We start from the raw sequence: 12,449 nt of genomic DNA, 5'->3' as shown, positions 1-12,449 counted from the left end.
CTGCTCACTCGTGGTGTTAGTTTGGGAACGTTTTCTTGCCTCATCGATCAGAAATCTCTCACAACCTGCCTGCAAAGGAATGCCCCCAGCAATGAATTTCTCACTCAAGCACTTGGCCGCGTCGACCCTGATACTGGCCGGCCTTTCGTCGTTCACCACACTCGCGCACGCCAACATCAGCCCGCAACAGAGCGCGACTATCCTCAAGACCTTCAGCGACGCATCGGTAACGGATTTCAGGCAGTTCCTGGGAGGCCTGGCCAAAAGCGACCTTGGCAAAACCGACGACCTCGGCCCGGCCATCAGTGCCTTTCTCGACAACAAGACCCTTTCCCCCGAACAGCAGAACGAGATCCATCGCCTGCTCGGCCTCTATGCACGCGTGAAGTACGGCAGCGCCGCCACCGAAACCCTGCGCGAGTTGGTGGCCATCCCGACCTTTCGCGTGGACGGCGTTGACCAGCACGACAATCCCGAATTCATCAAGATCGCTGAAAAGATCAAGGGCCTTGCCCAGGCCTTCAACCTGAACTTTCGCAACATCGACAACCGCGTCTATGAGATCTCCCTGGAAGGCAGTGGCGATGAAGTCGTGGGCATTCACGCGCATGCCGACGTGGTGCCCGTGACGCCGGAGAACTGGGTCCTGAAAGACGGCACCCGACTTGATCCGTTCAAGGTCACTCTGATCGGTGACCGCCTGTATGGCCGGGGCACCGAGGATGACAAAAACGGCATCGTGGTAACGCTCTACGCCATGAAGATCATCAAGGAAGAGAAGCTGCCGCTGGCCAGGAATCTCAAGTTGCTGGTCGACACCACCGAAGAAACCACCGGCGATGCCATCCCTTATTACTTCGAAAACAACCCGACACCCAACTACAACCTGGCGCTGGATGGTGGCTACCCGGTGGTGATCGCCGAGAAAGGCTACGGCACCGTCATGGCGAACTTTGCCAAGCGCAAGGCAGAGGGCAAGGGCGCTGAAATCATATCAATGACGGGCGGCATGGCCACCAACCAGATTCCGTCGACATCGGTCGCCACCCTTTTGAGTGACAAGCCTGCTGAATTGGCCGCCAGCCTGCAGAAGGCAGGTAGCGATTATGCCAAACGCAATGGCGGCAACTTCGAGGTAACCGCCAAGGTCGTCGGCAAGGACGTCAAGCTGACGGTCACCGGCGTTTCGGCCCACTCCTCCGAGCCCGAGTCAGGTGTTAACCCGGTGGCCAGGATGCTGGACTTCATCAATAGCCTCGACGGAAAAGTTGCGCTCAAGCACAACCACATTACCGATGCTGCTCGCTACGCCGCCGACAACTGGGGACTGGATTACCTGGGTGGCAAATTGGCGGTCGGCTTTTCCGATGCCTTCATGGGTCCGCTGACCACTTCCCTGACCTATGTCGGGATGGATGAGAAAACCTTCAAGCTCGCGGTCAACCTGCGGGTGCCGAAGGGCAAATCCCCCGAAGTGCTCAAGGCCGAAATCGCCGACAAGCTTGGCGCCTGGAGCAAGAAGACCCACGTTGCGGTGGCCTTCGACTACTCGATCGCCGAGCCGATGTTCCGCAACCCTGAGGGTGAATGGGTCAAGGCCCTGCTGGCCGTTGCCAGCGAAAACCTTGGCATGGAGCACAAGTTCGGTACTTCCGCTGGCGCCACCTCGGTCCATGAACTGCCCAACGGCGTGCAATTCGGCCTGGCCAGGCCTGAGGTCAAGTACACCGGCCACACTGACAACGAGTTCAAGACCGTCGACCAGTTCCTGCTGGATCTGCAGATCGTGACCGAGATGATGGGGCGCATCGGGCAGTTGCCGAAGCTCTGATCCCCTTTCCGGCCCGCTATTCTGGCGGGTCCGACGCTTTGATACCGTCGTGAAGTCGAGCGGCTATGCAAAAATGTGGGAGCGGGCTTGCTCGCGAAAGCGGTATATCAGTCAACAAATGCGTCAACTGACAGACTGCTTTCGCGAGCAAGCCCGCTCCCACACAAACAAAAACGCCGCTCATTGCTGAGCGGCGTTTTTGTTAAATATGGAGCGGGAAACGAGACTCGAACTCGCGACCCCGACCTTGGCAAGGTCGTGCTCTACCAACTGAGCTATTCCCGCAAATGGCGTCCCCTAGGGGACTCGAACCCCTGTTACCGCCGTGAAAGGGCGGTGTCCTAGGCCACTAGACGAAGGGGACACGCTAACTGAAACACATGGTGTGTATTTCAGTGCCCAAATCCGCATCCGAAGATGCTGGTTCTGGTTTCACTCAGCCCTGCCCGAAAGCAACGCTGTTTAAAATTGGAGCGGGAAACGAGACTCGAACTCGCGACCCCGACCTTGGCAAGGTCGTGCTCTACCAACTGAGCTATTCCCGCATTGGCGTCCCCTAGGGGACTCGAACCCCTGTTACCGCCGTGAAAGGGCGGTGTCCTAGGCCACTAGACGAAGGGGACACACGTACAACATTCACTCCCTACCGCGTTTCGCTGTGTGCTTTACGCTGTAAGTGGCGCGCATTCTATGGATGGATTGAGGGGTCGTCAACCCCCAGATATAAATTTATTTAAATCAATGACTTCGCCCTGCTTTGAGACACTAATCCGGCCTTTCCGTCGCCCGGGGTTTGACGCCTATATTCTGACACCCGCCAAGACGTTATAGTCCACCCACGCCAAAGATGATGGCAATGTGCACCTCGCACGCTATTACTTATATAAGCAGGAACGCGGCCGATACAGGCAGTGCAGTAGCCGATTCAACTTGCTGAGCGGCGCTATGCGTCCCAATGCCAAGCTACTACACTCGCACGCGAACCCCATAAAGAGGTCTTACCGGTGACACCACTCATGATCACCCTGCTAGTCGTAGCCGGGATCGCACTATTGATCGCCATTGGCTACATGAACCATGTGGTGGAAAACAATAAGCTGGAAAAGGCCCGCGCCAAGGTTGAGCTCAACGATCGTCTGCGTCGTTGCGGCGAAATCACCGAGACCTTTCCCGGCCAGTTGATGACACCGGCACTCAAGCTGCTGTTGACCCGTCTGGAATTGAACGTCTGCCAACGCCTGCTCAATCTGGAAAAAACCAGCTCCAACCTCAAGGCACGGATTGGCGAACTGAGCGCCTTGGTCGGCCAGGGCGAATCGATCCCGGTCAACAACCCGCCAGCACCGATCCAGACCGAAGCCAAAGCCAAGGACGTACGCTTCCTGCTCGAAGCCCTGCACGGCCAAATCACCCGCGCCGCACAGGACGGCTTCCTGCCAACCAACGAAGCCAAACGCTGGATCCGCGAAGTTCGCCACATCCTGGTCCTGCTGCACATCGAATTCTTCAACAACCTCGGCCAGCACGCCCTGCAACAGAACCAGCCCGGCCAGGCCCGCCTGGCGTTCGAACGCGGCGTGCAATACCTGCGCAAACAACAGGAACCCCAGGTCTACGCCGAACAACTGGAATACCTGGAAAAACTCCTGGCTCGCGCCAACGCACAAGTCATGGACAACATCGCCCCGGTAGAAGGCGAAGTAAACCAGCTGACCGAAGGCCTAAAAGACGTCGAGGCCGATGCGGACTGGAAGAAAAAAGTGATCTACGACTGATCAGAGAAAGCAGAAAAGAGAGCCACCTGAACAGGTGGCTTTTTTTTGCGTTGAGTTTGATGGGCGGGTACAGCCAGGACAGAAAGGTCGACTATCAGGCCGCCTTCGCGAGCAGGCTCGCTCCCATAGTTGATCGGTGTACGCCTCAGAGCCGAAAGTGCCCCACCATCCCCTTCAACTCAATCCCCAACTGCGCCAACTCAATACTGGAAGCCGCATTCCCCTGCATCGCCAACGAAGACTGATCCGCGCTGGCCCGGATACTCGTGACACTGCGGTTAATCTCCTCGGCCACCGAACTCTGCTCCTCGGCAGCCGCTGCGATCTGCTGGTTCATCTGCTGAATCAAAGACACTGCCGCCGCAATACTCCCCAGCGCACTCTCCGTCTGCAATGCATCACTCACCGCCAGCTTCACCAGCTCGCCACTGTTCTGAATCTGCTGGACAGAAGACTGAGCCGCCGAGCGCAAGGCGCTCACCAGTCGTTCAATCTCCTCGGTCGATTGCTGAGTGCGCTTGGCCAGGGCCCGCACTTCATCGGCCACCACCGCAAAGCCCCTGCCCTGCTCGCCGGCTCGAGCCGCCTCGATCGCGGCATTGAGGGCCAGCAGGTTTGTCTGCTCGGCCACACTCTTGATGACGCTCAGTACCGTACCGATGTTCTGGATTTCCGCACTCAAACTTTCGATGCTCGAACTGGCCGAGGTGGCTGAATCCGCCAACTGTTCGATCCGCGCCATGCTCTGGCGCACCACCTGCTGACCACTTTCAACCTTGCCGTCCGCCGTCTGCGCCGCCTGAGCGGCCTCCTCCGCGTTACGCGCAACGTCGTGCACGGTGGCGGTCATCTGATTCATCGCGGTAGCGACCTGTTCGGTCTCTTCCTTCTGGCTGCTGACTTCAAGATTAGTCTGCTCGGTCACCGCCGACAGCGACTGCGCTGAACTGGCCAACTGCTCGATACCCGCCTGCAAACCGCTGACAATACTGCTAAGCCCCGCGCCCATCTGCTGCATGGCCTGCATCAGCTGCCCGATCTCATCACGACGGGTCACTTCAACCGTCGCACTCAAATCGCCAGAGGCAATCTGTTGAGCAACACGGATCACACTGCGCAGCGGTGCCACGATCAACCGGGTAATCACCCAGGACGCAATCAGCCCGACCAGCAGTGCCAGCGCCGAGGAACCGATGATCAGCAGCGAGTTCTTTTTCAGCTCCGCCTGCATCGACCGATCTTCGGCGATATAGGCCTGATCCACCCGCTCCACCACCTGGGCGGCGCGCTGATTGAGTTGCTCATAGACGGTTTTTTCCTGCGCCAGCAGGCCGGTGTACTCGGCGAGTTTTTCACTGAATCCGCCAATGTGTCCGACGACTTCATTGAGGACAGTCTGGTAACCCTCATCCTTGACCGTGGTTTTCAGCTGCTCGGCCTGGGTCAGTGCCTGGTCAGCCTGCTCGATCTTGCCCTGCCCTGCGCTGTCGTCGCCCTTGCGGCTCTGGTCCAGGCGCACACGTGCTTCGTTCATGGCTTGCAACATCAACCGCGACACCTGGCTGACCTGACTGGCCTGTTCGAGAAACTGCCCACCATCCTTGCCTTCGGATTCCTTCAAGGTATAAGCGCCGTCATCGGCCAGCCCGGCCTGCAGCACGTCGAGGTTATTGGCCACGCTGGACACCGACCAACTGGCCATCTCCAGTGCCAGGTCCTTGGCCTGGCTGAGCGAGACGAACTCGTCAAAGGCCTTGCGGTAAGCCCCCAAGGACTGCTCGACGTCATTCATCACCGGCACGTTGGCCGCAGAAGCCGCTTTCAGTTGGGTTGCCAAAGCGAGCAGGCCGTCAACGCCCTCGCGCAGCGCGTCAGCGGTTTTCGGGTTGCCGTGCAAGGCGTATTCCTGCTCGAGCAGTCTCACCTTGAGCAAACCGCTGTTGAGCGACGACATCTGCTTGAGCCCGTCGAAGCGCTGGCTGATGGTTTGCAGGGACCATACGCCGATGGCCGCCACCAAGGCGGTCAACAGCAGCACCAGTACAAACCCGACACCCAGTTTTTTCGCCATACCGAGGTTGGCAAAACGTCCTTGCACGGCCGAGATCATTGCACTTATCCCCTGACATAGTCTGTTGACGCAGATTCGCAACGGGTCTGTATCAACACAAGTCTCTGGCGTCTGAATAATGGCAAAAAGCTACGCTTCCGTCGTTTTCAGAACGCTTGAGGTCGATCCAGAGCGGTGGCCTGAAAAAACGCCCGGGCTCGCGGATCACAGGCATAGGCCACATTGATACGCTGCCAGTCACTGGCCTCTGCGGTGGGACTGAATGCCGTCGCAGAAGACAACAGGACACCGAAGCGCTGGGCTTGTTTGCGCACCTGAGCGTAGTCGGACATCCGCGATCGCGCCCAGATGAACAGGCCTCCGACCGGCTTGCCGAAAACCTCCCATTCGGCGTCTTCAAGCACTTGCAACGCAGCCTCCCTGTCATTGCTCAAACGCTGGCGCTGGCGCTGGACCAATTTGCGGTAGGCACCGCTGGCTAAAAGGTTTGCCAGCACCGACTCGAAAAACCGTGAAGCGCCCATGCTGCTGATCATCTTGACCTCGGCCAGCCGCGAAATAACCGCAGTGCTGGCCACTACAAAACCGACCCGCAATGAACTGCTGAGGGTTTTGGAGTAGCTGCCGACGTAGATCACGTTGTCATCGATACCCAACGCAGCGAGGCGCGTACCGGGGCCGCTGTACAAATCGGCATAGACGTCATCCTCGATGACCAGAAGGCCATAGGTTTTGGCCAGTTGCACAACCCGCTGCGCCACTGCTGGCGCCAGGCTGCTGCCAGTGGGATTGTGATAGAAACTATTGATAAAGATCCCGCAGGGCCTGTACTTGACCAGCAGCGCCTCAAGCGCTTCAACGTCCGGCCCGTGCGGGGTTCGCGGCACCTCGATCATGCTGACACCGTGCAGTCTGAGCAAATCGAACAGCAAGGAATAACCGGGATTCTCCACCACCACGCAATCACCCGGCTTGAACAAGGTCCGCACGATCAGGTCCAGCCCCTGACTGGCCCCCGCCGTTGTCAGGATCTGGCTTTCCTCCACCAGGATATCGAGCTGTTTCAGCCGTTTTTGGATCTGCTGGCGCAAGGCTGGCAGGCCCAGCGGCGTGCTGTAGTTGAATAGGCCGCTCATGTCGGTGCGACTGACCTGACGGATCGCGTAGCTCAGGTCGTCAGTTTCGCGCCAGCTCTCGGGCAGTCCGCCACACCCCAGCTTGAGTTCGCCCGAAGTGCCGCCCTGCTTCGGTTCTGCCCCCTCGAACCTGGAGCAATCCTGTTGCCCCTGAGCGGCCAGCGCTGGCGTGGCGACAATGAATCCGACGCCATGACGCGACGCCAGCACCCCTTGAGCCACCAGACGCTCACAGGCCTCAACGACGCTGGACTGACTGAGCAAATTGATCCGGGCGATTTGCCGCACGGAAGGCAAACGCGTCCCCGGTGGCACCTCGCCACGGCAAAGCCAGCAGGCTAGCGCGTCGACGATTTGCTGTACGACCGGCACCAATGCCTGTCGATCGATTCTCAACTCCATGAGCAAGCAAACTCCTGTCCGTTTTGCGGGAAACAGTTAATCACAGGAACGGTCAATCAGCTGTGCGACAACGCCGCTAAAACCGTCGGTTCTAACCATTTGAAACACATTGTCCGGCACCTTTAAGGAACCGAAAAAAAAACCCGCACAAATGCGGGTTTTTTCCTACGTTTCACGGCCTGGATTCAGAACGCTGTCACGCCACCGTCCACCGCCAGTGAATGCCCCGTGGTGAACGCTGCGCCGTCGCTGCACAGGTACAGCACCGCACTGGCGATTTCCTCGACCTTGCCGATGCGTCCGACCGGGTGCATGGCATTGGCGAACTCGCCTTTCTTTGGGTCGGCTTCATAGGCACGGCGGAACATGTCGGTGTCGATCACCGCCGGACACACCGCATTCACGCGAATCTTCTTCTTGGCGTATTCGATGGCCGCCGACTTGGTCAGGCCAATCACCGCATGTTTCGAGGCCGCGTAAATGCTCATCTTCGGCGCAGCCCCGAGGCCGGCTACCGATGCGGTGTTGACGATTGCACCGCCGCCCTGGGCCAGCAGCAACGGCAACTGGTACTTCATGCACAACCAGACGCCTTTGACGTTGACGCCCATGATCGCGTCGAACTCATCGACCGTGCCTTCGGCCAACTTGCCTTTCTCGATCTCGATGCCGGCGTTGTTGAAGGCATAGTCGAGACGGCCGTAGGTATTGACCACTTCGTCCATCAGATTTTTTACATCGCTTTCCAGTGTGACGTTGCAGCGTACGAAGGTGGCTTCACCGCCAGCGGTACGAATCAGCGCCACCGTGCCCTCACCACCCGCCACGTCCAGGTCGGCCACTACCACTTTCAAGCCTTCAGCGGCGAATGCCTGGGCAGTCGCGCGGCCAATGCCATTGGCGGCGCCCGTTACAACGGCGACCTGGCCAGAAAACGTCATGCTCATTGTTATGTCCTCGAAGAGAAGATGCGGGGATCGCGTGTTCTCAATCTAGCCACAAGGGCCTGCGGCACGGCAGCACTATCAGAAGGCCGGTTGGGCGCCCATGAGTGACAGTGATAAAACCGCCGGCACGACTATCACTGCACTGGATCGATGTGCATTCGCCGCATCAGCCAAACTTGCGGCATCGTTCATGAAGGTCTATCAACAAGTCTTCATTCATCTTGAGTGCCTGTCATGACTACCCAGACCAATCGCCAGTTCCTGCTCGCCAAACGTCCGGTGGGCGCGGCGACCCGCGAGACCTTCACCTATCAAGAAGTACCGGTCGGCGAACCGGCTGCGGGTCAGATCCTGGTCAAAAACGAATACCTGTCCCTGGACCCGGCCATGCGTGGCTGGATGAACGAGGGCAAGTCCTACATTCCGCCGGTCGGTATCGGCGAAGTGATGCGCGCATTGGGCGTAGGCAAAGTCGTTGCCTCGAATAATCCGGGCTTCGCGGTCGGGGACTACGTCAACGGTGCCCTGGGTGTGCAGGATTACTTCCTCGGCGAGCCACGAGGTTTCTACAAGGTCGATCCGAAACTGGCGCCTCTGCCGCGCTATCTGTCCGCGCTGGGCATGACCGGGATGACCGCCTATTTCGCCCTGCTCGATGTCGGCGCGCCGAAGGCTGGCGACACCGTGGTGCTGTCGGGCGCGGCCGGTGCGGTGGGCAGCATTGCCGGGCAGATCGCCAAGATCAAAGGTTGCCGGGTAGTCGGCATTGCCGGGGGCGCGGACAAGTGTCAGTTCCTGATCGACGAACTGGGTTTTGACGGTGCCATCGATTACAAAAACGAAGACGTCCACGCCGGCCTCAAGCGCGAATGTCCAAAAGGCGTCGATGTGTATTTCGATAACGTCGGCGGCGATATCCTCGACGCGGTGTTGAGTCGCCTGAACATGAAGGCGCGGGTGGTGATCTGTGGCGCCATCAGCCAGTACAACAACAAGGAAGCGGTCAAAGGCCCGGCCAACTACCTGTCGCTGCTGGTCAACCGCGCGCGGATGGAAGGTTTTGTGGTGATGGACTATGCCGCGCAGTTTGCCGCCGCCGGGCAGGAAATGGCCGGCTGGATGGCCAAGGGGCAGCTCACAAGCAAGGAAGATATTGTTGAAGGACTGGAGACGTTCCCGGAGACGCTGATGAAGTTGTTCAGCGGCGAGAATTTCGGGAAGTTGGTGTTGAAGGTTTAACCCGATATTTCAATGCACCACAAACTAATGTGGGAGCGGGCTTGCTCGCGAAGAGGGAGTGTCAGTCAACATTGATGTCGACTGACACTCCCTCTTCGCGAGCAAGCCCGCTCCCACATGGGATCTTCAGCGTTTGGTTAAGCGAGTTCGGCGACTACGTCTGCCAACGCCTTGGCCGGATCCGCGGCCTGGCTGATCGGACGGCCGATCACCAGATAATCAGAACCGGCATCCAGCGCCTGACGCGGCGTCAGAATGCGGCGCTGATCGTCCTGGGCGCTGCCCGCCGGACGAATCCCCGGAGTCACCAGTTGCAGCGACGGGTGCGCCGATTTCAGGGCCTGGGCTTCCAGGGCCGAGCACACCAGACCGTCCATCCCGGCTTTTTCCGCCAACGCGGCCAGGCGCAACACTTGCTCCTGCGGCTCGATATCCAGACCAATACCCGCCAGGTCTTCACGTTCCATGCTGGTCAGCACGGTCACGCCGATCAGCAGCGGTTTCGGACCGGTGCGCTGGTCAAGCACTTCGCGGCACGCGGCCATCATGCGCAAACCACCGGAGCAGTGCACATTGACCATCCACACGCCCATTTCCGCAGCCGCCTTGACGGCCATGGCGGTGGTGTTCGGGATGTCATGGAACTTGAGGTCCAGGAACACTTCGAAACCCTTGTCACGCAGGGTGCCAACGATTTCCGAAGCGCAGCTGGTGAACAGTTCTTTACCGACTTTGACCCGGCACAGCTTCGGGTCCAACTGATCGGCCAGCTTCAGTGCGGCGTCACGGGTGGGGAAATCCAGGGCGACGATGATAGGAGTCTGGCAGGCGGACATGAGTGGGCTCTCAGGCAGGTCGAAATCGGCGCGCATTGTAGCGGAACCAGCGCCTCTGCGGGACCCGATGATCGGTAATTCGTCGAGGCGGCTCAAGCAAGACTAGCCCTTGTGCCCATTGTGTCGAGTCAGATACACACATGACACGCCTGCAACACCCTTCAACGTTACCTTCGGCAGCCGCAACACGTCCTACAGCACTTCCCGCCTCCGGGCCGGACGCCTATGCTGAAACCACAACCTCGCAGCCCATCTTTGTGGTTGGCAGCCTATCTGGCAGATGAACGCACGCATGCACAACCTCCTCGCACCTGTGAACGACGATCAAAAAGCGCCCGGTGATGACAAACGCTGGAGCATTCGCGCCCTGATCGTCGACGATGACGTCCCGATCCGCGAATTGATGATCGACTATCTGGCCCGGTTCAACATTCACGCCAGCGGCGTCACCGATGGCGCCGCGATGCGCCTGGCGCTGCAAGCGGAGCATTTCGACGTGGTGGTGCTCGACCTGATGCTGCCCGGCGAAGACGGTTTGTCGCTGTGCCGCTGGCTACGCGCCGAATCGGACATCCCGATTCTGATGCTCACCGCCCGCTGCGAACCCACCGACCGGATCATCGGCCTGGAACTGGGCGCCGACGACTACATGGCCAAGCCGTTCGAGCCTCGCGAACTGGTGGCGCGCATCCAGACGATCCTGCGCCGGGTACGCGACGATCGCACTGAACAGCGGGCCAACATCCGTTTCGACAACTGGCGCCTGAACAGCGTGCTGCGCCAGTTGATCGCCGCCGATGGCCTGGTGGTGCCGTTGTCCAACGCCGAGTTCCGTTTGCTCTGGGTGTTCATCGAACGTCCGCGCCGGGTACTCAGCCGCGAACAATTGCTGGACGCCGCTCGCGGTCGCTCGATCGAAGCCTTTGATCGCAGCATCGACTTGCTGGTCTCGCGCCTGCGCCAGAAACTTGGTGATGACCCCAAAGCCCCGCAGCTGATCAAGACCGTTCGCGGTGAGGGTTACCTGTTCGACGCCAGAGACATCGGCTGATGCGTGTGCGCTTCGATACGCTCTTCGGCCGCCTGTTTGGCATGCTGCTGGTGGCGATCATCCTGGCGCACGTGTTGGCGTTTTTCTGGTTTCATTATTACGGCCCGCCGCCGCCCCCGCCGCCGCCGGGGTTTTCCGAAAACTTCGACGGACAGCGCCCGCCGATGGACCCGCGCTTCGGAAATCGGCCACCGCGGCCGTGGTTCGGTGGCCCGTTGGTACCGCTGACCTTTCAACTGGTCTCGCTGATCATCGCCGCCTGGTACGGCGCCAAACTGCTGAGCCGGCCGATCCAGCGCCTGAGCGATGCGGCCGAGCGACTGAGCGAAAACCTCGACAGCCCGCCTCTGGATGAGTCCGGCCCACGGGAAGCCCGGCAAGCGGCACACACCTTCAACAAGATGCAGCAACGCATTCGTGAACAAGTGCAGCAACGCTCGCGGATGCTTGGCGCCGTCTCCCACGACCTGCGCACGCCGCTGTCGCGGCTCAAGCTGCGACTGGAGCAGATCGACGACAACAAACTGCAAGGCCAGATGCGTCAGGATCTGGACGACATGATCGGCATGCTCGACGCCACGCTCACTTACCTGCACGAGCAGCGCACCAGTGAGGCCCTGCAGTGGATGGACGTGCAGGCGCTGGTCGAATCCCTGAGTGAAAACGCCCAGGACCAGGGCGCCGATGTGCTCACCAGCGGCCACTGCGCGCCGCTGCAAGTGCAACCGATGGCCTTGCGTTCGTGCATCAACAACCTGCTGGACAATGCCCTGCGTTATGCCGGGCAGGCAATGATTACGCTTGAAGACACACGCGAAACCCTGGTGATCCGGGTCATCGACCATGGGCCGGGTATTGCGGCGGATAAACGTGAAGCCGTGTTCGAGCCGTTCTTTCGTCTGGAAGGATCGCGCAACCGCAACTCCGGCGGGGTCGGGCTGGGTATGACCATCGCCCGCGAAGCGGCCGAACGCCTGGGTGGGCAGTTGAGCCTGGAAGAAACGTCCGGTGGTGGATTGACCGCCGTTATCCGCTTACCTCGATCCTTGTAATTGGATGGACTCGCCCACGCCGAGGCGTCAATGCGCCACGGTGGCAGTCTAAACAGCCAACGACAGCGAGGGCGAGTCCATGAAAAAGCATACTTCGATTGATCAATCC

General features: G+C 59.5%; 10 protein-coding genes, 4 tRNA genes and 1 pseudogene. 6 read left to right on the top strand and 9 right to left on the bottom strand.

Annotated features, from left to right (window positions below; translation table 11 throughout):
* The first annotated feature begins 91 nt into the window (after positions 1 to 91).
* A complete protein-coding gene (locus ASC74_RS17310; protein ID WP_056742717.1) occupies positions 92 to 1,831 on the top strand; it encodes a dipeptidase in 1,740 nt (579 codons plus the stop codon).
* Between the two features lie 209 nt (positions 1,832 to 2,040).
* Here the strand turns inward: ASC74_RS17310 and ASC74_RS17305 are convergent.
* From ASC74_RS17305 to ASC74_RS17290, 4 genes are all read right to left on the bottom strand, one after another.
* Positions 2,041 to 2,116 (bottom strand) — tRNA-Gly (locus ASC74_RS17305).
* Between the two features lie 3 nt (positions 2,117 to 2,119).
* Positions 2,120 to 2,195 (bottom strand) — tRNA-Glu (locus ASC74_RS17300).
* 105 nt (positions 2,196 to 2,300) lie between these two features.
* Positions 2,301 to 2,376 (bottom strand) — tRNA-Gly (locus ASC74_RS17295).
* Positions 2,377 to 2,378: 2 nt separating this feature from the next.
* Positions 2,379 to 2,454, bottom strand: a tRNA-Glu gene (locus ASC74_RS17290).
* A gap of 393 nt (positions 2,455 to 2,847) precedes the next feature.
* On the opposite strand from ASC74_RS17290, the gene ASC74_RS17285 reads away from it, so the two are divergent.
* The gene (locus tag ASC74_RS17285; protein WP_046054392.1) at positions 2,848 to 3,606 is read left to right on the top strand and encodes a hypothetical protein; all 759 of its coding nucleotides are present in this window, start codon (positions 2,848 to 2,850) and stop codon (positions 3,604 to 3,606) included.
* A gap of 145 nt (positions 3,607 to 3,751) precedes the next feature.
* Here ASC74_RS17285 and ASC74_RS32720 read toward each other — a convergent pair whose 3' ends face one another.
* The 4 genes and pseudogenes from ASC74_RS32720 to ASC74_RS17270 form a co-directional block, all read right to left on the bottom strand.
* On the bottom strand, positions 3,752 to 4,615 hold the full coding sequence (locus ASC74_RS32720; RefSeq protein ID WP_442965794.1) for a methyl-accepting chemotaxis protein: 864 nt from the start codon (positions 4,613 to 4,615) through the stop codon (positions 3,752 to 3,754).
* Positions 4,613 to 4,837 (bottom strand): annotated as a pseudogene (locus ASC74_RS32715) (HAMP domain-containing protein); the annotation flags it as partial. The gene ASC74_RS32720 and the pseudogene ASC74_RS32715, both read right to left, overlap by 3 nt.
* Positions 4,838 to 5,823: 986 nt before the next feature.
* Positions 5,824 to 7,215 carry an aminotransferase-like domain-containing protein gene (locus ASC74_RS17275; RefSeq protein WP_056742715.1) on the bottom strand — a complete coding sequence of 464 codons (1,392 nt, stop codon included), beginning with the start codon at positions 7,213 to 7,215 and terminating at the stop codon, positions 5,824 to 5,826.
* A 185-nt stretch (positions 7,216 to 7,400) separates the two neighbouring features.
* Entirely contained in the window at positions 7,401 to 8,162 is a 762-nt protein-coding gene (locus ASC74_RS17270; RefSeq protein ID WP_046046461.1) for an SDR family oxidoreductase, read from the bottom strand.
* 100 nt (positions 8,163 to 8,262) lie between these two features.
* On the opposite strand from ASC74_RS17270, the gene ASC74_RS32195 reads away from it, so the two are divergent.
* Together ASC74_RS32195 and ASC74_RS17265 are read left to right on the top strand one after the other, a co-directional pair.
* Complete coding sequence (locus tag ASC74_RS32195; protein ID WP_236713303.1) at positions 8,263 to 8,400, top strand: hypothetical protein; 138 nt, start codon at positions 8,263 to 8,265, stop codon at positions 8,398 to 8,400.
* On the top strand, positions 8,397 to 9,401 hold the full coding sequence (locus tag ASC74_RS17265; protein ID WP_056742714.1) for an NADP-dependent oxidoreductase: 1,005 nt from the start codon (positions 8,397 to 8,399) through the stop codon (positions 9,399 to 9,401). The genes ASC74_RS32195 and ASC74_RS17265 overlap by 4 nt, the downstream gene beginning before the upstream one ends.
* Before the next feature lie 137 nt (positions 9,402 to 9,538).
* Here ASC74_RS17265 and pyrF read toward each other — a convergent pair whose 3' ends face one another.
* Positions 9,539 to 10,237, bottom strand: coding sequence for an orotidine-5'-phosphate decarboxylase (pyrF, locus tag ASC74_RS17260; protein WP_162247449.1), 699 nt, complete (start codon positions 10,235 to 10,237; stop codon positions 9,539 to 9,541).
* Between the two features lie 292 nt (positions 10,238 to 10,529).
* On the opposite strand from pyrF, the gene ASC74_RS17255 reads away from it, so the two are divergent.
* Together ASC74_RS17255 and ASC74_RS17250 are read left to right on the top strand one after the other, a co-directional pair.
* A complete protein-coding gene (locus ASC74_RS17255; protein ID WP_046046464.1) occupies positions 10,530 to 11,288 on the top strand; it encodes a response regulator in 759 nt (252 codons plus the stop codon).
* On the top strand, positions 11,288 to 12,340 hold the full coding sequence (locus ASC74_RS17250) for a sensor histidine kinase (RefSeq protein ID WP_056742713.1): 1,053 nt from the start codon (positions 11,288 to 11,290) through the stop codon (positions 12,338 to 12,340). The genes ASC74_RS17255 and ASC74_RS17250 overlap by 1 nt, the downstream gene beginning before the upstream one ends.
* Positions 12,341 to 12,449: the final 109 nt, after the last annotated feature.

This window comes from Pseudomonas sp. Root329, from assembly GCF_001424925.1.
Lineage (GTDB): Bacteria > Pseudomonadota > Gammaproteobacteria > Pseudomonadales > Pseudomonadaceae > Aquipseudomonas > Aquipseudomonas arabinosi.
The sequence above is the reverse complement of the archived record's forward strand: the minus strand, read 5'-3'. Positions and strand labels throughout refer to the sequence as shown.

Bases quoted from the DNA above. Each gene is read 5' to 3' on its own strand.
- ASC74_RS17310 (WP_056742717.1), top strand. From the start codon at position 92: ATGAATTTCTCACTCAAGCACTTGGCCGCGTCGACCCTGATACTGGCC.
- ASC74_RS17285 (WP_046054392.1), top strand. From the start codon at position 2,848: ATGATCACCCTGCTAGTCGTAGCCGGGATCGCACTATTGATCGCCATT.
- ASC74_RS32720 (WP_442965794.1), bottom strand. From the start codon at position 4,615: ATGGGCGCGGGGCTTAGCAGTATTGTCAGCGGTTTGCAGGCGGGTATC.
- ASC74_RS17275 (WP_056742715.1), bottom strand. From the start codon at position 7,215: ATGGAGTTGAGAATCGATCGACAGGCATTGGTGCCGGTCGTACAGCAA.
- ASC74_RS17270 (WP_046046461.1), bottom strand. From the start codon at position 8,162: ATGAGCATGACGTTTTCTGGCCAGGTCGCCGTTGTAACGGGCGCCGCC.
- ASC74_RS32195 (WP_236713303.1), top strand. From the start codon at position 8,263: ATGAGTGACAGTGATAAAACCGCCGGCACGACTATCACTGCACTGGAT.
- ASC74_RS17265 (WP_056742714.1), top strand. From the start codon at position 8,397: ATGACTACCCAGACCAATCGCCAGTTCCTGCTCGCCAAACGTCCGGTG.
- pyrF (WP_162247449.1), bottom strand. From the start codon at position 10,237: ATGTCCGCCTGCCAGACTCCTATCATCGTCGCCCTGGATTTCCCCACC.
- ASC74_RS17255 (WP_046046464.1), top strand. From the start codon at position 10,530: ATGCACAACCTCCTCGCACCTGTGAACGACGATCAAAAAGCGCCCGGT.
- ASC74_RS17250 (WP_056742713.1), top strand. From the start codon at position 11,288: ATGCGTGTGCGCTTCGATACGCTCTTCGGCCGCCTGTTTGGCATGCTG.